Source organism: Massilia sp. TSP1-1-2 (genome assembly GCF_049896185.1).
Classification (GTDB): Bacteria; Pseudomonadota; Gammaproteobacteria; order Burkholderiales; family Burkholderiaceae_D; genus Telluria_A.
In genome coordinates this window covers 109,260-129,592 of record NZ_JAFCTU010000002.1, presented here as the reverse complement: position 1 = coordinate 129,592, position 20,333 = coordinate 109,260, and the positions used below count along the sequence as shown (strand labels likewise).

The window sequence follows — 20,333 nt, the reverse complement described above, 5'->3', positions numbered from 1 at the left end:
AAGGCAATAATTTGTAATATACTAACATTGTGGAGGTGCGCTTCCGCATAGACTTTTTTTAAACTCGGGCATTGTCGGACTTCAGCCGGCCTCGAGTGATGGTCAAGGAGAACACGCAATGCCCTTCCTGAACGCTGCGCTGCGAAAGCGCCTGTTGACCATTGCCGCGCTGTTGTGCACGGGCGGGGCCCTAGCCCAGACGGGTGCAAGCTCGGCCGAAAAAGCCCAGGCCCGCTCCCGCGACGCGGAAACGGTCAAGTCGCTGTCCGCCGAAGGGCAACTGCTGTACCAGAAGGAAAGAATCAAGCTCGACGGCGCGATGTACTGCGCGCAAGCGGTGGCGCTGGCCGAAAAAGGGGAGTTTCGCCTCAGCATCCAGGCCGCCAGCAAGGCCCTGGTGCTGGGCAAGCAAGCGTCGCGCGCCGGCCTGGTGGCGTCGGCCAAGCGCGACCTGGCCATTGCCTACAACTACGCGGGCGACCTGGAGCACGCGGCGCAGTATGCGCAAGAGTCGCTCGAAGGCGAGGGTGCGGCCAACCCGGCAGTCGCTGCCCCCGCCTACAAGATTATCGGCGACGTGGCGCTGCGCCGCGGCCAGCCCAATGAGGCCATCAGTGCCTACCAGAAGGCACAAGCCATTGCCAGCGCCCGCTTCAAACCACTGGTCGACATATCGCTGGCCAACGCTTACGTGGCCGCGTCGCGACCGCAGGAGGCGCGCGCTGTTTTTGCGGCAATAGCGCCGTCGGAGAATCTGGCGCTGCGCCAGGCCTACCTGCGCGGCATGGGCAACCTGGCGCTGGCCGAAGGCAAACCGCTTGAGGCGATGCAGCACTTTTCAGCCGCCGCCGCGCAGGCGGGGGGCAGCGACATTGCCTACCATCGCCTGTGGGCGCAGGAAGGACGCGCACGCAGCCTGCTGGCACTGGGCGACAAGAAGGGGGCCACGGCCGCCTATGTTGACGCCGCGCGCGCTTCCGAACTGATACGGGCGCGCTTTCGCAGCGAAGAATTCAAGGCCGGCCTGTTTGGCGACGTGCAGCAAATTTTCGACCGCGCCATTGCGCTGTCGGCCGAAACGGGCGACGCCGCCACCGCCTGGCAACTGAGCGAAAGCAGCCGTTCGCGCGCCCTGCTCGACGTGCTGCGCGAGCGCGTCACGCCTGCCACCAATGAAGCGGCGAGCGCCATGCGCAGCGCTGCTCCCGACCTGGCCCAGCTGCGCGGCGCGCTGCGCGCTGGCGATGTCGTCATCGAGTTTCACAGCCTGGAAGACCGGCTGCTGGCGTGGGTGATTCGCCAATCGGGCATCACCGCCTTTACCGTGGCCCAGTCGCGCACCCAGCTCGGTGAGCGGATCCAGGCTTTCCGCGACGCCATCATCCGGCGCGACAAGAACAGCGGCGTGCTGGGGCGCGAATTGCACGCGCTGCTGGTCGACCCGCTTGGCCTGGCGACCGATGAACGGCTGGTCGTGGTGCCGCATGGCGCGCTGCATTACCTGCCGTTCCAGGCGCTGGGCGACGCGCGCGGCTACCTGATCGAGCGCCATGCGGTCTCGTACGCGCCGTCAGCTGGCGTGGCGTTGCAGCTGGCGCGCCGGGCGCCGGCCAGCAGCAGCACCTTTGTCGCCTTTGGCAATCCGGGCGTGGACGCGCGCATGGCGCTGCCGGCCGCCGAGCGCGAAGTGCAGCAGATCGGCGCGCTGTTTAACGAGCGCAAAATCTTCATCAAGAACGAGGCGTCCACTGCACAGTTTCGCAGCCAGGCCGGCAATGGCGCCATTTTGCACGTGGCCGCGCACGCCGAAGTCGATCTGATCGATCCCCTGCAGTCGCGCATCCTGCTCGCGCCCGACAAGAACGACACCGGTTTTCTCAATGCCCGCCAGGTCTACGACGTGGACCTCAAGAACGTGTCGCTGGTGACGCTGTCGGCCTGCGAAAGCGGCTTGGGCCGCATTGCCAACGGCGACGAAATCCAGGGCTTTACGCGCGCTTTCCTGTCGGCCGGCGCCTCGGCGCTGTTCGTGTCGCTGTGGCCGGTGGCCGACGAGTCGACCGAGCAGCTGATGACGCACCTGTATGGCGACCTGGCCGCCGGCAAGGAAGCGGCAAAGGCGCTGCAGGCGGCCCAGGTCAGCGTGCTCAAGCAGCCGCGCTTTGCGCATCCATTTTTTTGGGCGCCGTTCGACCTGGTGGGCAATGGGCGCTTGCAAATCGCGAATAAAACAATCGCCGCGCAATAAGCTAGTGTCCTGAGTTGAAAGTTCGTTGCTTATAAATGTTCCGAAATCGCCGAGAGACAAGAAACAAAAGCGGAGCAAGGCCGAGGCCTTGCGAGCATTTTTGACGCAGTATCGCGGCGATTCTCGGGCTATTTATTCAACGAACTTACAACTCAGGACACTAGGTGCCGGGCAAAACCAAAAAACGGATGGGGGAATGACGTGCAAGGACAAGCAAGCATGACGAACGGGCCGCGCAGCGGCCGCCGGCAAATCCGAGCGAGCGCGCCCATTTTGCGCTGCGATGCGCTCTGGTTTTCGGTGCTGATGATGGCCTGGCCGGCGCTGCATGCCCAGAGCGTGCCAACGGCACCAACCGTACCGAACGCCGGCAGCGCGCTGCGCGAATCGGCCATGCCCGTGCCCGCCGCCCCGCGTCCGGTCATGCCGCCATTGCTCAACACGCCGGCCGAGGCGCCGGTGCTAGCCATGGACAAGGCCGGCGGCGTGACTTTTGTGCTGCGCCGCGTCGAGTTTGCGGGCAACACCGTCTTTGACAGCGCCACGCTCACGGCGCTGGTGGCCGACCAGCTCGGCCAGCGCGTCAGTTTCGCCGACCTTGAAGCGCTGGCCGCGCGCGTGACGGCGCGCTACCGGGAAGCGGGCTACGTGCTGGCGCAAGTGGTGTTGCCGGCCCAGGATGTGGCTGGCGGGGCCGTAGCCATGTCGGTCATCGAAGGCAAGCTGGGCGCGATCCGTATCGAAAGCGAGGGCGCCTTGCCGGTGTCCGAGGCGGTCGTGCGCAAGATCCTCGCGCCGCTGCAGCCAGGCATGCCGCTGCAGCGGCGCCAGCTCGAGCGCTCGATGCTGCTGCTGACCGACCTGCCGGGCATTGCGCCGCAGTCCTCGCTCGAGTCGGGCACGGAGGCCGGCACATTCGATCTGGTCGTCGACCTTAAGGCTGCCAAGCGCATCAATTTCAGCATCGACGCCGACAACTACGGTTCGCGCGCCACGCGCGAGACACGCGTGGGCGCCTTTATGCGTGTGAACAGCCCAAGCGGCGTGGGCGACAACCTCGATTTCCGCCTGCTGTCGTCAACCGGCAAGGGCCTCGCTTTCGGGCGCATCGGCTACGAACGGCCGCTCGGTTCCAACGGCTTGCGCGCCGGCGTTGCCTACTCGCATTTGCAGTACGAGCTGATCAAGGAACTGGCGGCGCTTGGCGCCACCGGCCGCGCCAATGTCAGCGAGGCGTCGCTGAGCATGCCTTTGATGCGCTCGCGCCTGGACAATTTTTTCGGCCGGCTCTCGTTTGAGCACAAGGCCTTGACCGACGACTTGAGCGCGGTTGGCCAGTCGTCGCGAAAAAGCATCAACAGCCTGGGCGCCGGTTTCGTGTACGAAGCGCGCGATGCCACCGGTCCGGGCGGCTACAACAATTTTGGCATCACCATGTACTTCGGCAACCTGACGCTCGGTTCGCCCGACGAACGCTCGGCCGACCAGGCCGCGGGCGGCCTGCACACGTCCGGCCGCAGCACGCGCTTGGTGTACCAGATGTCGCGCCTGCAAGCGGTGACGGCCAAGACCAGCATCTTGCTGGCGGCAGCCGGACAGTGGGCCAACAGCAACCTGGACAGCGCAGAAAAGATTTCAGCCGGCGGCTCGCGCGCAGTGCGCGCCTTTGCCTCGTCGTCAGGCCTGGGCGACGAGGTGCATGTGGTCAATGCGGAATACCGCTGGGCGTTTCGACCGGAAGCGTCGGCCAGCCTGTTTTACGACGCCGGCTGGGTCAGCGCCGTCAACCGCGACCCGGCACCGGGCGTGGAAAACAGCTATTTGCTGCGCGGCGCGGGCCTGGGCCTGACCTGGAACACGGCCAAAGGCCTCTCGCTGCGCTCCAGCCTGGCCTGGCGCGTGGGCGAGAAGCGCGCGGGCGAACGCGAACGCCAGCCGCGCCTGTATGTCCAGGCCATGCAAACCTTCTGAAATGCCGCCAACCCTGCGAGGTCGCACATGAAAAGCACACCGTCTCCTTTTCCGTACCAGCGTACGCTGCTCAGTATTGCCGTTGCCATCGCGCTGGGCCAGTATGGGGCGGCGCTGGCGGCCCCCACCGGTCACCAGGTGGTGGCCGGGCAGGTGACTGTCACCCGGCCCGACCTGCTGCAAACAGTGATCAGCCAGGCCTCGCAGGGCGCCATCGTCAACTGGCAATCATTCTCGGTGGGGGCAAGCGAGCGGGTCGACATTCGCCAGCCGAATGCGTCGAGCGTGCTGCTCAACCGCGTGATCGGCAACAATCCCAGCGAAATCTATGGGCGGCTGAGCGCCAACGGCCAGGTCTTCCTGGTCAACCCGAACGGCGTGCTGTTCGGACGCGATGCCCAGGTCAGCGTGGGCGGCCTGGTGGCCTCCACGCTGGACATTGCAAACGACGATTTTCTGTCCGGGCGTTTTCATTTTGCCGGCAACAGCGGCGCCGCTGTCGAGAACTTCGGCCAGTTGCAGGCGGCCGAGCGCGGGACGGTCGCCTTGCTGGGTGGACGCGTGAATAATGACGGCACCATTTCAGCGCGGCTGGGCACGGTCGCGCTGTCGGCGGGCGGGAAAATCGCGCTCGACTTCGAAGGCGATGGCTTGACCAAGATCCGGGTCGAGCAGGGCGCCGTGGCGGCCATGGTGGAAAACCGCGGCATGATCATCGCGGATGGCGGGCAGGCCGTGATGAGCGCGCGCGCGGCGCAGGCGCTGGCCGACACGGTGCTCAACCAGCAGGGCGTGGTGCGCGCCCGCTCGCTGGTTGAACGCGACGGCAAGATCGTGCTTGACGGCGGCAGTCATGGCGTCACGCTCAACAGCGGCACGCTGGACGCGACTGGCGGGGCGGGCCTGACCGGCGGCGTGGTCAATGTGCTGGGCCACCATGTAGGCCTGGTCGGCAATGCGCTGATCGACGCCAGCGGCGACGCCGGCGGCGGCCAGGTGTTCGTGGGCGGGGGCGTGCAGGGCGGCGATCCGCTGCTGCGCCACGCGGCAGCTACCTTCGCGAGCGCGCAAACCACGCTGCGTGCAGACGCGCTTGGCAGGGGAGACGGCGGCACCGTGGTGCTGTGGAGCGACGGCGCCACGCGCATGTTCGGCGCGGCCAGCGCCATGGGCGGCGCGCTGGGGGGCAACGGCGGTTTGATTGAAACCTCGGGCAAGACGCTGAGCGTTGCGGGCATGCGGGCCGACGCAGCCGCCGCGCGCGGCCGGGCCGGCACCTGGCTGCTCGATCCGTACAATATCGATATCGTGGATTCGCCCTCAGGCACGCCGCTCGGGAGCAATCCCGATTTTGTCAGCGACACCCCGTCCTCGCAATTGTCCAGCACGGCAATCGACAGTGCGCTCGACAAGGGCACCAGCGTCACCGTGACCACCGGCCCGCACACCGACCCGGACAGCGCGCAAGAAGGCAGTATCAATGTGTACGCCAACATCACCAAGTCAAGCGGCGGCGACGCTGCGCTGACCTTGAACGCGGCCGGCAGTATCAATATCGCGTCGGGCGTGCGCATTGGGTCGAGTTCGGGCGCGCTGCAGCTGGACTTGAACGCTGATGCTGACCACGCCGACGGCGGCAATATCAATATCGCCGCCAATGCTGTGATTGCCTCCAACGGCGGCAACGTGCGCCTGTTCGGCCAGGGCGATCCGGTCAACGGTTTTGCCACCGGCATGTCGAGCAATAACGTGATCGGCGTATACCTCGGCTCGGGCGCCAGCATCGATACGACGGCGCTGCTTGGCGGCGGCTCGGGCAATATCATGATCCGCGGCAAGGGCTTGCAAGACACCTTTTCCGGCCCTGGCGTCACGCTCGATAGTGCAATCCTCCTTGCCGGGGCCGGTTCCATCAGCGTGACCGGTATCGGCGGCCCGGGCGGCGCCGGCTTGTCCATGCTCTCACCCACTATTTCCACCAACGGCGGTGGCGCGATCGACCTGCGTGGCCTGGCCGTGCCGAACCTGGACTACGATCTCTACGGCAACGGCATTTACGCCGACGACGGGCAAATTTTTACTACTGGCGGGCCTGGCAACATTGTGCTGAGCGGCGAAGCGGTGGGCGCCTCGGGCATTGCCCTTGGCGGAATGGTGCTTGGCTCGCCTGGCATGAGCGGCAATATCACGCTGCGTGCCTTTAACACCGCCACCAGCGACCTCGCCGCCCCCATGCTGGCGTTGCAAGGGCCGATCGAGACCTCGGGCGTGCTGGCCTTGCGTCCCGGCGGCGTAAGCGCCACGGGCGAGCTGACCCGCAAGGATGCCGTTCCCATCAACCTGGGGGACTACTTCAGCGCCGGGCCGCCGCCGGACAGCTTTACCGTCAACGAACTCATTCTCGGCGAGGTCGTGCACCCGCGGGTCCAGGCCGTGGTGCTTGGCGGCGACACCCATACCGGGCTGATCGACATTACCACGCGCCTCAATCTTGGCGGCAGCTTTGACCTGACACTGCAAAACGGCGGCGCCGGCAGCGCCGGCATCGCGCTGTCGAACGACTTGTCGCTGCCCGGGCGCACGCTGGTGCTCTCGACCGGCGGCGGCGTGACCCAGGCCGGCGCCATCACGGCCGACGGCTTGCTGCTGCACGGCTCCCAGGCGCAATCGAACTTTATCCTGACCAATACCGGCAACAGCGTCGCGACGCTGAACGCCACCTTCGACCAGCCCAAGGGGGTAGGCGTGCTGGACGGCGACGTGCGCCTGGTGAACAACGGCGCGTTGCAGCTGGGTCCACTGTCGGGCGCCGGCTTCGACGCCAACACCAACCTGGCCCAGGTGCTAGGCAACGCAGAGAGCGTGATCGCAGGCGACCTGGACATCCAGAGCACGGGCGACCTGACGCTCGCCCAGCCGCTGAACATGATGGGCAGCAATGTGCTGATGGCGCTGCGCACCGACAACGATTTGTTCGTCAACGGCGCGCTCAATGCGTATGGCAGCAACAGCAGCATGCGGCTGGCGGCCACGCGCGACATCGCCATCGCCGGCGCGATCAACCTGAACGGCGCGAATGGCGCGCTGACGGTGGACGCCGGGCGCGCCCTGAATGCGGCGTCGAGTTCCTTGATCAGCACCCTTGGCAGCGACAGCGCCGTCACGCTGGGCGCGCTCGCCGGCGTCACGCTTGACGCCAGCATCAGCATGCAGGGCCAGCGTTCCAGCCTGACCGTCAACGCCGTCGATTTTTTGACCACCTCGGGCAATATCGACATGGTCGGGTCCGATGCCCTGCTGCGTTTGAATGCCGACGGCGACATTACCACCAACGGCGCGCTCACACTCACGGGCGCCAATAGCGCCTTGGCGCTAGAAACGGTCGTGGGCGACGTCACCGTGTTCGGCCCCGTCAACATGACCGGCAGCAATGCGCTGCTGCGCTTGAGCGGCGCGGGCGACGTGGTCGTGGGCGCCGCTGTGGACATCGCAGGCGGGACGAATGTGCAGCGCGTCAACGCCGGGCGCAATATCCTGCTGGGAGGGGGCACGCAATTTTTCTCCAGCGCGGGCGGTCCCCTGAATCTCGACTTGAATGCCGACGCCGACGACCTGAACGGCGGCGCCATCGCCATCAACGGCGGGGCGTCGATCTTCACCCAGGGTGGCGCTTTGCGGCTCTATGGCCAGGGCGACGCGGCCACCGGCTACGCGTCCGGTTCGACCCAGTCGTATGCCGACGGCATCCGGATCGGCAACGCGAGCATCAATACCGGCAGCGGCGCGCTGACCATGCGCGGGCGCGGCAATCAATTTTTCCCGACAGACCCGCCATCGATTGTGTCCGGCACGGGCGTGTCCTTAAACGGGGCCGCTATCGCCAGCACCAGCGGCGCGCTGTCGATCACCGGCATGGGCGCGGCAGGCGGAGATGGGGTCGCCCTGCGCTCGTCCACCGTGGCGAGCAGCGCAGGCGGGGCGATCGACATGCGCGGTCGCAGCGGACCCGTCTCGAACGCCACGCTCTTTACGGCGGGGACCGGCCTGTCGGTCACGAACTCCACCATCGTGGCGGGCGGCGCGGGCAGAGTGCAACTGAGCGGCGAATCGGCCGGGGCCAGCGGCATTGTGCTGTCGGGCAGCACGGCCATCGGTGGCAGCGCTGCTACTGGCAACATTGTCTTGCGCGCCTTTAATACGGCCAGCAGCGCGGAAATGCTGTCGCTGGGCGGCACCATCCAGACCGGCGGGGTAGTCAACCTGCGCCCGGGCGGGGTGACGGCGGCAGGCTTGCTGACCGAGCAGCTGGCCACGATGATCCAGCTGGGCGGCCCGATCGCTGCGGGCCAGTTCAGCCTGTCGGCGCCGGCGCTCGACGCCGCCATGCGGCCCGGCTCGGCCGGCGTCGTGATCGGCAGCGCTGCGCAGAGCGGCGCCATCACGACAGCGCTAAGCGCGCCTTTGAGCGGCCGGTACAACCTGACCTTGCAAAACGATGCGCCCGGCAGCGGCGGCATCAGCCTGCAAGGCGTGTCCAATCCCGGTGCCATGCTGACGTTTTCCAGCGGCGGCGCGGTGAGCCAGAGCGGCCCGGTCGTGGCCGGCAGTGTGCTGCTGCGCGGAACGCAGCCGCAAGCGCGCTTTACGCTGACCCATACCGGCAATGCGATCAATGTGCTGAGCGCCACGTTCCTGCAGCCCAGGGGCGCGGCAGCGGGCGACGGCGACGTGCATGTGTACAGCAGCGGCAATTTGCTTCTCGGGCCGCTGTCGGGCGTGGGTTTTGATGGCGCGACCAATTTGGCGCAAAACTTCAGCACCAGCGCCGCGACGGTGGTGGCGGGCGATTTGACGCTGAACGCGGGGGGCGATCTGAACGTTGCGGGCGGCATCAGCATGCTGGCCAATGACGCGACGGCCATGCTGGGCGCCGGCCGGGACATCACGCTTGGCGCCAGCATTGCCAAGGCGGCGCCGGCCGGGGCGCTGCAGGTGAACTTGAACGCCGATGCGGACGGCGTGAATGGCGGCGCGATCGTCATGGCGCCGCTGGCGGCTATCGCCACCAATGGCGGCAGCGTCATCATGTATGGGCAGAGCAACGCGGCTGCCGGTTACGCCAGCGGCTCGGCAGCCGGCATCTCCGTCAGCGGCACGATTGATACTAGAGGCACGGGTGGCAACGGCGGCGCTACGCTGCGCGGGCGCGGCCTGGCAGGTAGTGGCGTTGCAATTAACGGGGCGGCAATCAGCAGCGGCGCGGGCGCGGTCAATGTCAGCGGCCAGGGCGGGGCGGGCGGTGCGGGCGTGCAGATAGGCGCCTCGCAAATCACTACCAGCGGTGGCGCGATCGACTTGCGCGGGCGCAGCGGCGCCGACAGTGGGGCGAGCCTGGGTGCGGGCATCGTCGCCTCCGGGTCGACCGTGCGCAGCGCCACCGGCGCCATCGCGCTGGCCGGCGAAGCGTTCGGCGGCGCGGGCCTGGCCTTGTTGGGCGGCACGGCGATCGGCGGCGCCGCCACGACCGGCAATATCGTGCTGCGGGCGAGCAACACCAGCAGTGCGCGCACGCTGGACGCGAACGGTCCGATCCAGACGGCCGGCGTGCTCAATATCCGACCGGGGGGCGTGTCGGCAAGCGGCGCGCTGACCGAGGCGACCGGGTCGGTCATCAACATCGGCGCCAGCGCGACGGCGGGCGAGTTTTCGATGCCGCAAGACGTGTTTGTGAGCGGCATTGCGGCCGGCACCCCGACCGTCATCGTCGGCAGCGCCGCGCAGAGCGGGGCGATTCATGTCCAAACCAATGCCGCGCTGGGCGGTACCTATGACTTGACGCTGCAAACCGACGGCGCCGGCAGCGGCGGCATCAGCCTGTACAACGGGCTGTCCATTCCCGGGCGCATGCTGACCCTGTCGAGCGGGGGCAGCGTGAACCAGGGCGCGGCCATTGTGGCCGGACGCCTGCTGTTGCACGGCACCCAGGCCCAGTCCAGCTTTCAGTTGATGGACGCGGGCAATGCGATCGGCCGCTTCAGCGCGCGCTTCGAGGTGGTCAAGGGCGCGGCGCCGACCGACGGCGACGTCAATCTGGCCAGCAGCGGCAACCTCGACATCGGCCCGCTCACCGCGCTGGGCTTTGACGGGGCCAGCGGCCAGACCCAGTCGTTCGTGGCGGCCAACGCCGTCATCGCCGGCGACATCGTGGCGCAGGCGGGGGCCAGCCTGAGCTTGCTGCAAAATGTCAGCACCCTGGGCAGCGACATCACGCTGGTGGCCGGTGGCGTGCTGCTCAACCCGGCCAACGCTACCTTGAATCCGGGCGGTGGCGGACGCTGGCGCGTGTTTGCCAATACCTGGATCGGGGAAGTTGACGGCGGCTTGACCGGCACAGCGCCTGCCGCCAATTTCTACAACTGCCTGTTCGGCGCCGGATGCATGAGCCTGCTGCCAGCGAAAAACAATTACTTTGTCTATCGCCAGCAACCCGTGCTCAACGTGGCGCTCGACACGCCGACGCAAACGCGGCTGTACGGGACGGCCAATCCCGCCTTCCCGTTCACCGCCAGCGGCCTGGTCAATGGCGACGCGCTGGCGACGTCGCTGGCCGGCGCCTACACCGTTCCTGCGGCAAACGACGTCGGCAGTTATGCCGTGCCGGGCGCGTTCAGTTCGCCCCTTGGCTACCTGGTCAATGCCGTTCCCGGCACGCTCAATGTCGCGCCGGTAACGCTGACTTATGTGGCCAACCCGGCCAGCCGCCCGGCGGGCCGCGTGAACCCGGCGTTCAGCGGCGCCGTTACCGGCCTGGTGGGTGGTGACACACTGGCGAGCGCAACTACTGGCGCCCTCGGCTTCACCAGCACCGCGCCCGTCTTTACGGCAACCGGCCAGTATCCGATCAACGGCGGCGGCTTGAGCGCGCGCAATTACGTGTTCCAGCAAGCGCCGTCGAACCTGACAGCCTTGAGCGTGACCGCAGCGCTTGCCTTGATGCCGTCGATCACGCATGACGTCAGCATGCCTTCCAGCGACTTGTACGGCGCGAACTTCGGCATGCAGCGCGCCTGCGTGGGCAGTGGCTCGCTGGCCGGCGCGTCGGGGGCGGGCGACGCCAACGATTCGCTGGCCATGGAATGGTCGCGCGTGCGGCAAACGCCTAACCTGAGCAATTGCATCGGGCTGGCGCAGCGCTACAGTTGCGGCGACTTTTAACATCCGGTCCGGGTCCGCTACCCGGTGTTTTAATCGGGTAGCGGATCATTCGTACGAATACGGTTTTCTGGCCACAGCATCCTCGCGCTGCTTGTCGAGCTCATCGAGATCGACCCGGTGGTCCCACCAGATGTACCAGCCGCGCTGGCGCTCTTCCCGAACTTCGGGGTGCTCTGCCAAAAAGCCGTTCAGGAATTGCTCGAATTCGGATACATAGCCGCCCGCCATGGGCCGGTATTGCTCTGGCTTGGCTGGCATGGCGGACTCCTCAAATGCGCTTTGACTTGCGCCGTCCGGTAAAGGTTCACCATGTACGGGCACGGGAAAATGCCGTACGATATGTGCCGTTACCGCAAAACTCCAGGAAGCAATGAATCAAGACCCTACGCAGCCCCTTGAGGCCGCGCCGCGCTTTCGCCCGGTGCCGTGGATTGCACTGCAAACGCCGCAGGATGTCGAAGCCTGGATCGACGAGCACAACCGCTGCCTGATGGAGAATATCGGCCCGCAGGAAACCGGGGTCGGCGTGTGCTTCACGCTGACCGAAGGAGGCAATCTCTACCTGCAAACCAGCGGCGACGCCGTCATTCTCGACGTGGACGCGGAAGCGGAGTGGATCGCGCCGCTGATCAGCGCCGCCACCCAGACCCCGGTCCCGCCCGCGCAACTGTGGATACTGCAGGACGACAAGCTGATTCAGCTAATTGTCGGCCTGTCCAGTCTGGTTGCCAGCACGACCTTGGTTAGCGGACACAATTTTGGTTCGCGCAGCCGGAAGGTGCAGTATTCGCGTTAAACTCGGTTTCTCTCAGTTTCTCTCAGTTCCTTTCTGCTACGGATAACGCTGCCATGATCTCTTTGTTCCCGCGCCGCCGCGCCCTCGCGCTTGCCATTCTGGGGGCGGCCCTGGTGGCCGGCCCCGCTGCCGCCAGCGACCTGCTGGCCACGGCCAAGGCACGCGGCACGCTGAAAATCGCGATGGAGGGAACCTACCCGCCCTTCAATTTCAAGGACCAGAAGACGGGCCAACTGACCGGTTACGACGTTGACGTTGCGCGCCTGGTCTTTGCCAGGCTGGGCGTAAAGCCCGAATTCGTGACCACCGAATGGAGCGCCATTCTCGCCGGCCTGGCCGCCGGGCGCTACGACGTGATCATCAGCCAGGTCGGCATCAATCCCAAGCGCGAACTGGTGTTCGATTTTTCGATCCCCTATACCTATTCCAGCCCCCAGCTCATCGTGCGCAAAAACGACAGCGCACGCTACGCCAGCCTGGCAGACTTGAAGGGCAAGAAGGTCGGCGTGGGGCAGGGCAGCGTGTTCGAGCAGCAGGCCAAGGCCGTGCCCGGGATCGACGTCAAGAGCTACCCGGCGGCACCGGAAAACCTGCAAGACCTGGCCACCGGCCGCGTGGACGCAGCGCTCAACGACAGCCTGATGGTGTCGTACCTGCTGAAAAACTCGCGCCTGCCGATCCAGGCCGGCGCGCGCGTGGGCGCAATCGAGCGCGTGGGGGTCGCGTTCCAGAAGGGCAGCCCGCAGTTCAAGGCGGCGCTGGACAAGGCGCTGACGGACGCCGGCGCCGACGGCAGCCTGAAGGCGATTTCGGTCAAGTGGTTCGGTAGCGACGTCAGCCGTCCCGCCGTGGCCAAGCCGTAGCAGCGTGGCGCCCGACTTAGACTTGCTGCACCAGGTGCAAGATGTGGCAGCGCTGCTGCGCGAGGCGGCGCCGGTCATGCTCACGGGTGCGCTCTACACCGTCATATTTGCGCTGGCGTCGATGGTCGGCGGCCTGGCGCTGGGCTTTCCCGCAGCGGTCATGCGCCTGTCGCCATGGGCGCTGCTGCGCTGGCCGGCCAGCCTGTACGTGAGCATCATGCGCGGCACGCCGCTGCTGGTGCAAATCTTCGTCATTTACTACGGGCTGCCCAGCATCGGCATTCAATTTTCGCCCGTCACCGCGGGCGTGCTGGCGCTGTCGCTCAATGCGGGCGCGTTCTTGTCGGAGAGCCTGCGCGGCGCCATCGGGAGCATTAACCCGGGCCAGTGGCGCGCCAGCTTCAGTCTTGGCCTTGGCTATTGGCAGACACTGCAGCACGTGGTGCTGCCGCAGGCCGTGCGCGTGGCGGTGCCGTCGATGAGCAATACCTTGATCAGCCTGATCAAGGATACGTCGCTGGTATCGGTCATCACCATGACCGAGCTGATGCTATCGACCAAAGAAGTGATCGCCACCACGTTTCGCCCACTGCCGCTGTATATCGCCGCCGCGCTCATCTATTGGTGCATGAGCCTGGGCTTTGAAACGCTGCAGAAGGTGCTGGAGCGCCGTTTGAACCGCGCTCACCGTTAAATGTCGTCGTATCTGAAGCCTCATCTGACGCCTAATTGCATGCATCGCGGCTAGCATTCTCGACAGGGCGCCCACGCGCGTGCTAGTCTAGTCTTGACTGCTGTTACCACCGATCCACGTGCGAGGTGAAATGGACAAAAAATTCGCTCCGGCACCCCAAAACGGTCCGCTGTTGCCCCCGCGGACAGGGCGCGCCTGCGAACCTTTACTCGACAGCAGCGGCATGACGGCCGAGCGTTTGCGCTTCGAGGAAGAGCACGCTAATTACAACGAGTTGTATCTGCTCGCCCCTGTTGCGTACTTGCTGGTCGCCTTCGATGGCGCTCTGTTGCAAGTGAACCTGGCGGGCGCCGGCATGCTTGGCATCGAGCGCGCCGCATCGGGGCGGCACCGGCTGCGCGCGTTTGTGCGCCCCGGCTACCATGCCGACTACGACCGCTTCATCAGTAACGCTTTCAACTGCGCCGAACCGAGCCAATGCATGCTGCAGATGCAGCGCCTGGACGGCGAGCGCTTCCAGGTCACGCTGGTGGCCAGCGCCGACTGCAGCGGGCAGGCTTGCCGGGTGCTGATTGAACCGGCCGAAGGCAGCTACGGTGCGCTGGCGCGCAGCGAAGAGCGCTGCCGGCGCATCGTCCACAGTGCCGAAGAAGGCGTGTGGGAACTGGATGCGCAATCGCGTACCAGCTTTGTCAATCCGCGCATGGCCGCCATGCTCGGTTATGAAATCGAAGACATGCTGGGCAAACCGCTGGTGGCCTTCATGGACGATGAAGGCAAGCTGATGCTGGAGCAAAACATCGCGCGGCGTCAGGACGGGATTTTCGAGCGTCACGAATTCAAGTTCCAGCACTGCGACGGGCAGGCGGTATGGACGACGATGGCGACCAATCCAATTTTTGACGGCACCAGCCGCTACACGGGCGCGCTGGCCTTGGTGACGGACATCACCGGCGACAAACTGTCAACTGAGCTGGTGTGGCAGCAAGCCAATTTTGACGCGCTCACCGCATTGCCCAACCGCCACATGTTCCTTGACCGCTTGCAGCACGAAACGCGCAAGGCCGACCGCAACGGCGCCTTTCTCGCGCTGCTGTTTTTGGACCTGGACCACTTCAAGGAAGTGAACGACCGGCACGGGCACGCGATGGGCGACCTGGTGCTGATCGAGGCCACGCGCCGCATCGCCAGCTGCGTGCGCGGCACCGACACGCTGGCGCGGCTGGGCGGCGACGAATTCACCATCATTTTGGCCGGGCTCGACCATGTAGGCAGCGTCGAGCGCATTGCGCGCACCATGATTTCAATGCTGTCGCTGCCGTTCGACCTGAAGGGCGAAAAAGTGTTTTTGTCGGGCAGCATCGGGATCGCCCTGTATCCGCCGGACGCGCAAGACATGAACGTGCTGGTCGAGCGGGCTGACCAGGCCATGTACGCGTCCAAAAATGGCGGGCGCAACCGGTTCAGCTACTACACCCCGGAACTGCAGGAAGCGGCGCAGGCGCGCCAGGGCATTGCTGCCGACTTGCGCGCAGCGATCGCCGCCCAGCAGTTCGAGATCTGGTATCAGCCGATCGTGTCGCTGCAAACGGGCGCCGTGCACAAGGCCGAAGCGCTGCTGCGCTGGCGCCACCCCACGCGCGGCTTGCTGGCGCCGGCCGAATTCATTCCGTTTGCCGAATCGAATGGCTTGATTGTCGAGATCGGGGACTGGGTATTTCGCGAAGCGGCGCGCCAGGCGCGGCGCTGGCAGGAGCTGGTCGATCCAGCGTTTCAGATCAGCGTGAACAAGTCGCCCGTGCAGTTCCGGCGCGACGCCAGCCTGTACGAGGGCTGGATCGCCTACCTCAAGGAGCTGGCGCTGCCGGCCAACAGCATCGTTGTCGAGATTACCGAGAGCGTGCTGATGGACGGCGTGGAGCAGGTCATCGAACGGTTGCGCCAGTACCGGGCGATGGGGCTGCAGGTGTCGCTGGACGATTACGGGACGGGCTTTGCGTCGCTGTCGCACCTGAAGCGTTTCGATATCGACTTCGTCAAGATCGACCAATCTTTCATTGCCACGCTGGAAGACGACGATGGTGACCTGTCGCTGTGCGAAGCGATCATCGCCATGGCGCACAAGCTGGGGTTGAAGGTCGTGGCCGAAGGCGTGGAGACCAAGGTGCAGCGTGCCTTGCTGGTGGACGCCGGCTGCGACTACGCCCAAGGCTATATTTTTGCCAGGCCCATGCCGGCCGGCGAGTTTGAAGCGATGGCCATGGCGGCCGTCCCGCGCTTGCCGCATTAACGTTTCTCTCATTTCCCTCTGGGGATCTGGCGGCCATTCCGGCGCTTGACACACTGAATCTCCGATACGGCTCACCCTGCGATACGGGCTCATCGGACAAATAGACGCTTGCGCAAGCAATATGAGGGCGGCGTCTTTTCTTAGAAGCTAGGAAAATGGAGGCATTTATATCAACGCCTCCTGCCTCGCATTTAGCAACTATGACATGTAAAAGATTCAAAAAAGAGATTTAACTACGCGATTAGTACAAAACTATTCGATTGCACCTCGAGTTCAAGCTGCTGGGCCACAGCAGGCCGTTGAATTGGCGCCAACATTTCATGTCTGTCAGTTTGAGTCAGAAAGTAAAAGGGGCTGCCGATGGCAACCGGCGTTCCAAAGACCTGAATAGCCAGATTGGTTCGAGCATTATGAATAGCGAGTGCTACGCCATTAATCGATGAATGGCACGTCCACACTCAGATTCGCTCGACGGTGGTGGGCGCTTGGAGCATCCTTGACAGCACTTCCCCAATCTCTGTTGCTGTCTTCTTAGGCTCGGGAAGCAAGCATGCACTGCCGCCTGCAACTACTGAACCCGGCTGATCGGATGAATGTCCCATAATGACGATATCCGTCGCACCGTTAGCAATATGAGTGCGTAGCTTATCCGGCGTTTTTGTGACATGGCTGTTTTGGACCCCCGCGAAATAAATTTTCCCTTCAGTATATTCGCGTCCCAGCGTTCCGCCGCCGAGGCCATATTTCATGAGAGTAGGATAATAAAAAACAAGTCTGTTGCCGTTGTGGGTGAAAGGCGATGGCATGAGCATGTCCCAGTTCTAGGTTTATGAATCCTGTCGTGTCTTTAAGATCGGAAATTATTTTATTGTAAATATTTTATGAAAAATAGCAGGTCGTTGCAAGACTAGCTATCATGATGTTGTGTTTACATGACGCACGCGAATACCATCAAAAAAGGCCGCAATCTCTGCGGCCTTTGTGCTTACATATTCGGGTAATTCGGCCCGCCGCCGCCCTCCGGCGTCACCCACACGATGTTTTGCGTCGGATCCTTGATGTCGCACGTCTTGCAATGCACGCAGTTCTGGGCATTGATTTGCAGGCGGTCCTCGCCGGCGTCGGTTTTCACGTATTCGTACACGCCTGCCGGGCAGTAGCGCGCTTCAGGGCCGGCATACCTGGCCAGGTTCACCGCCACCGGCACGCTGTTGTTCTTGAGCGTGAGGTGGATCGGCTGGTCTTCAGCGTGGTTGGTATTCGAGATGAATACCGACGATAAACGGTCGAAGGTCAGCTTGCCGTCCGGCTTGGGATAGGCGATCGGCGCGTAGTTGGCGGCCGGCTTCAGGCATTCATGGTCGCCGTAATTGCGGTGCAGCGTCCACGGCGCCTTGCCGCGCCAAATCAATTGGTCAACGGCCGTCATGATCGAACCGAGCACCAAGCCTTTGGACAGCCACGGCTTGACATTGCGCGCCACGTGCAGCTCTTCATGCAACCAGGATGCTTCAAACGCGGCCGGGAAGGCCGACAGTTCGTCGTGCTGGCGCTGTTCTTTCAGCGCGCCAAAGGCTGCTTGCGCGGCCAGCATGCCGGTCTTGATGGCCGCGTGGCTACCCTTGATGCGGCTCATGTTTAAAAAGCCCGCGTCGCAACCGATCAACGCGCCGCCGGGGAAGACCAGCTTGGGCAAGGCTTGCAGGCCGCCGGCCGTAATGGCGCGCGCGCCGTACGAAATGCGCTTGGCGCCTTCGAAGAAGGGGCGAATGGCCGGATGCGTCTTGTAACGCTGGAATTCTTCGTACGGAGACAGGTAAGGGTTTTCATACGAGAGTCCGATCACGTAGCCAACCACGACCTGGTTGTTTTCCAGGTGGTACAGGAACGAGCCGCCGTAGGTGTCGTGCTTGAGCGGCCAGCCGGTGGTGTGAATGACCAGGCCAGGCTTGTGCTTGGACGGGTCGATTTCCCACAGTTCCTTGATGCCGATGCTGTACGACTGCGGATCCTTGCCTTGGTTCAGGTCGTACTTGGCGATCAGTTGCTTGCCCAGGTGGCCGCGCGAGCCTTCTGCAAACAGCGTGTACTTGCCGTGCAATTCCATGCCGAGCTGGAAGGCGGCCGTCGGCACGCCGTGGCGGTCCACACCCATATTGCCGGTCGCTACACCCTTGACCGAGCCATTGTCGTTGTACAAAATTTCCGCGGCCGGAAAGCCCGGAAAGATTTCGACGCCCAACGCTTCGGCCTGCTGACCCAGCCAGCGCGTGACGTTGCCCAGCGAGACCACGTAGTTGCCGTGATTTTCAAAACACTTTGGCACGGCAAAACCCGGCGTCTGGTAAGCCTTGGTTTCGGTCAGGAACAAGATCCGGTCTTCCGTCACCGCAGTGTTCAAAGGCGCACCGAGCTCCTTCCAGTTGGGAATGAGTTCATTGAGCGCAATCGGGTCCATTACCGCGCCCGAAAGGATGTGGGCGCCGATTTCGCCGCCTTTTTCCAGCACGACGACCGATACTTCCTGGCCTTTTTCGGCAGCGAGCTGCTTTAAACGGATTGCTGCGGACAAGCCCGCCGGGCCCCCGCCGACGATGACGACGTCGTATTCCATCGCTTCGCGCGGGCCGTATTGTTCGAACATTGTTGTGGGCTCTGTCATGGTCTCATCATGGGAAGGAAAATTTAAGCACGAGTGTGCGGGAAATTAATGCAGATTGCAACTTTGGCGCCATTTTACGGCGATTATTAGACTGCGCCGTCTAATCGCGACAAAATGTGTAATGATTATGCCTTCGCCAGCACACCGTACAGGAGCCTAACGTGGGCATAGAAGTCAATTTCGAAGGAAAAATCGCGCTCATCACCGGCGCATCGAGTGGCCTGGGCGCCCGTTTCGCCAAGGCGCTTGCCGGCGCCGGCGCGCAAGTGGTGCTGGCCTCGCGCCGCGTCAACCACCTCAAGGAACTGCGCGCCGAGATCGAAGCCGAAGGCGGCGCCGCCCACGTGGTCTCGTTGGACGTCACCGACATGGCCAGCATTAAGTCGGCCATCGCGCATGCGGAAACCGAAGCTGGGCCGATCGACATCCTGGTCAATAATTCGGGCGTGTCGATGACGCAGCGGCTGGTTGACGTGTCCGAAGAAGACTACGCCTACGTGATGGACACCAACCTGCGCGGCGCCTTTTTTGTGGCCCAGCAAACGGCCAAGCGCATGATCGCGCGCGCCAAGGGCGACCCTAAAAAGCAGCATCGCATCATCAATATCGCGTCGGTGGCGGGATTGCGCGTGCTGCCGCAGATCGGCGTCTATTGCATGAGCAAGGCAGGCGTTGTGCACATGACCAAGGCGATGGCGGTGGAGTGGGGCAAGTACAACATCAACGTTAATGCCATTTGCCCGGGCTACATCTCGACGGAAATTAATGAAGATTATTTTGCCAGCGAGCAGGGCCAGAAACTGATCAACATGCTGCCGCGCAAGCGTCCAGGCAAACCGGAAGACCTCGACGGCTTGCTGCTGTTGCTGGCGGCCGAAGAAAGCCATTTCATCAACGGCGCCATCATCACCGCCGATGACGGGATGATGGCACAGTAATCGCGAGCATCGCTCCGTAATGCGGGTGCGCAGCGGCTAGCGGCTCACGCCCACCAGCTTGTGCACCAGCTCGGACGACGTCGCCGCGGAAAACTTGCGCATCAGTTTGGCACGGTGCATTTCCACCGTGCGCGGGCTGAGCGAAGTTTCACGCGCGATGATCTTGCTGGTTTTTCCCTCTACCAACAAGGCGGCGATTTCGCGCTCGCGCGGCGTCAGTTCAGCCGTCACCGGACGCTTTTCGCTGACATCTTCGAACGTCCACACCCCCGCGCCCAAGGGCTCGCTGGCGTTGATCGCGCGTCCGCTGACATGGCACCAGAACAGCTCGCCATTGGCGCGGCGCATGATGCGCTCGTCCGAATACACGCCCTTGGCGTTCATGACGGGAATGATGCGGTCGCCCGTGCGCTGGAATTCGTCGGCGGTGGGATACAGTACCTGGAACGACTTGCCGTCCAGTTCGCCATGGGCGTAGCCAAACATGGAACTGACGGCATTATTGCAATGGCGAATGACCCGGTTGATTGAAATGCACATGCCGACCGGTGCGTGCTGGAAAATCATTTCGAAGTCGATGGCGTGCTGTTCGTTCATGTGATCCAAGGTTGCGAGTATTTCTACGGTATTGTGCTTTTGGCCCGCGTATTTTATGC

Annotated in this window: 12 protein-coding genes; 8 read left to right on the top strand and 4 right to left on the bottom strand. The window is 63.9% G+C overall.

The window, feature by feature from the left end; all coding sequences use genetic code 11:
* The first annotated feature begins 118 nt into the window (after nt 1–118).
* From ACP7BV_RS02540 to ACP7BV_RS02530, 3 genes are all read left to right on the top strand, one after another.
* On the top strand, nt 119–2,248 hold the full coding sequence (locus ACP7BV_RS02540) for a CHAT domain-containing protein (protein ID WP_426101184.1): 2,130 nt from the start codon (nt 119–121) through the stop codon (nt 2,246–2,248).
* Between the two features lie 219 nt (nt 2,249–2,467).
* Nucleotides 2,468–4,219, top strand: a complete 1,752-nt coding sequence (locus ACP7BV_RS02535) for a ShlB/FhaC/HecB family hemolysin secretion/activation protein (RefSeq protein ID WP_426101182.1) — start codon at nt 2,468–2,470, stop codon at nt 4,217–4,219.
* A gap of 27 nt (nt 4,220–4,246) precedes the next feature.
* Complete coding sequence (locus ACP7BV_RS02530; protein WP_426101180.1) at nt 4,247–11,434, top strand: MBG domain-containing protein; 7,188 nt, start codon at nt 4,247–4,249, stop codon at nt 11,432–11,434.
* Between the two features lie 45 nt (nt 11,435–11,479).
* Here ACP7BV_RS02530 and ACP7BV_RS02525 read toward each other — a convergent pair whose 3' ends face one another.
* Nucleotides 11,480–11,692, bottom strand: coding sequence for a DUF3460 family protein (locus ACP7BV_RS02525; RefSeq protein WP_426101178.1), 213 nt, complete (start codon nt 11,690–11,692; stop codon nt 11,480–11,482).
* 112 nt (nt 11,693–11,804) lie between these two features.
* Here ACP7BV_RS02525 and ACP7BV_RS02520 point away from each other — a divergent pair, with 112 nt between their 5' ends.
* The 4 genes from ACP7BV_RS02520 to ACP7BV_RS02505 all read left to right on the top strand — a co-directional run bounded on the left by ACP7BV_RS02520 (nt 11,805) and on the right by ACP7BV_RS02505 (nt 16,077).
* The gene (locus tag ACP7BV_RS02520) at nt 11,805–12,230 is read left to right on the top strand and encodes a hypothetical protein (RefSeq protein WP_426101176.1); all 426 of its coding nucleotides are present in this window, start codon (nt 11,805–11,807) and stop codon (nt 12,228–12,230) included.
* Between the two features lie 53 nt (nt 12,231–12,283).
* Nucleotides 12,284–13,093 carry a transporter substrate-binding domain-containing protein gene (locus ACP7BV_RS02515; protein ID WP_426101174.1) on the top strand — a complete coding sequence of 270 codons (810 nt, stop codon included), beginning with the start codon at nt 12,284–12,286 and terminating at the stop codon, nt 13,091–13,093.
* Between the two features lie 76 nt (nt 13,094–13,169).
* Nucleotides 13,170–13,787, top strand: coding sequence for an amino acid ABC transporter permease (locus tag ACP7BV_RS02510; protein ID WP_426101400.1), 618 nt, complete (start codon nt 13,170–13,172; stop codon nt 13,785–13,787).
* A 130-nt stretch (nt 13,788–13,917) separates the two neighbouring features.
* Nucleotides 13,918–16,077 (top strand): putative bifunctional diguanylate cyclase/phosphodiesterase, encoded by a 2,160-nt coding sequence (locus ACP7BV_RS02505; protein ID WP_426101172.1) that lies wholly within the window; start codon nt 13,918–13,920, stop codon nt 16,075–16,077.
* 458 nt (nt 16,078–16,535) lie between these two features.
* On the opposite strand, the gene ACP7BV_RS02500 is transcribed toward ACP7BV_RS02505, so the two are convergent.
* Together ACP7BV_RS02500 and ACP7BV_RS02495 are read right to left on the bottom strand one after the other, a co-directional pair.
* Nucleotides 16,536–16,889 carry a hypothetical protein gene (locus tag ACP7BV_RS02500; protein ID WP_426101170.1) on the bottom strand — a complete coding sequence of 118 codons (354 nt, stop codon included), beginning with the start codon at nt 16,887–16,889 and terminating at the stop codon, nt 16,536–16,538.
* Between the two features lie 173 nt (nt 16,890–17,062).
* Nucleotides 17,063–18,691, bottom strand: coding sequence for an electron transfer flavoprotein-ubiquinone oxidoreductase (locus tag ACP7BV_RS02495; protein ID WP_426101398.1), 1,629 nt, complete (start codon nt 18,689–18,691; stop codon nt 17,063–17,065).
* Between the two features lie 209 nt (nt 18,692–18,900).
* Between ACP7BV_RS02495 and ACP7BV_RS02490 the strand changes: the two genes are divergently transcribed.
* Nucleotides 18,901–19,677: an SDR family oxidoreductase gene (locus ACP7BV_RS02490; RefSeq protein WP_426101168.1), complete on the top strand. Its 777-nt coding sequence runs from the start codon at nt 18,901–18,903 to the stop codon at nt 19,675–19,677.
* A gap of 36 nt (nt 19,678–19,713) precedes the next feature.
* On the opposite strand, the gene ACP7BV_RS02485 is transcribed toward ACP7BV_RS02490, so the two are convergent.
* Nucleotides 19,714–20,274 (bottom strand): LuxR C-terminal-related transcriptional regulator, encoded by a 561-nt coding sequence (locus ACP7BV_RS02485; protein WP_426101166.1) that lies wholly within the window; start codon nt 20,272–20,274, stop codon nt 19,714–19,716.
* Nucleotides 20,275–20,333 lie beyond the last annotated feature (59 nt).

Coding starts and splice junctions, on each gene's coding strand:
- ACP7BV_RS02495 (WP_426101398.1), bottom strand. CDS start 18,691: ATGGAATACGACGTCGTCATCGTCGGCGGGGGCCCGGCGGGCTTGTCC.
- ACP7BV_RS02535 (WP_426101182.1), top strand. CDS start 2,468: ATGACGAACGGGCCGCGCAGCGGCCGCCGGCAAATCCGAGCGAGCGCG.
- ACP7BV_RS02500 (WP_426101170.1), bottom strand. CDS start 16,889: ATGCTCATGCCATCGCCTTTCACCCACAACGGCAACAGACTTGTTTTT.
- ACP7BV_RS02530 (WP_426101180.1), top strand. CDS start 4,247: ATGAAAAGCACACCGTCTCCTTTTCCGTACCAGCGTACGCTGCTCAGT.
- ACP7BV_RS02540 (WP_426101184.1), top strand. CDS start 119: ATGCCCTTCCTGAACGCTGCGCTGCGAAAGCGCCTGTTGACCATTGCC.
- ACP7BV_RS02510 (WP_426101400.1), top strand. CDS start 13,170: ATGCTCACGGGTGCGCTCTACACCGTCATATTTGCGCTGGCGTCGATG.
- ACP7BV_RS02525 (WP_426101178.1), bottom strand. CDS start 11,692: ATGCCAGCCAAGCCAGAGCAATACCGGCCCATGGCGGGCGGCTATGTA.
- ACP7BV_RS02505 (WP_426101172.1), top strand. CDS start 13,918: ATGGACAAAAAATTCGCTCCGGCACCCCAAAACGGTCCGCTGTTGCCC.
- ACP7BV_RS02485 (WP_426101166.1), bottom strand. CDS start 20,274: ATGAACGAACAGCACGCCATCGACTTCGAAATGATTTTCCAGCACGCA.
- ACP7BV_RS02515 (WP_426101174.1), top strand. CDS start 12,284: ATGATCTCTTTGTTCCCGCGCCGCCGCGCCCTCGCGCTTGCCATTCTG.
- ACP7BV_RS02520 (WP_426101176.1), top strand. CDS start 11,805: ATGAATCAAGACCCTACGCAGCCCCTTGAGGCCGCGCCGCGCTTTCGC.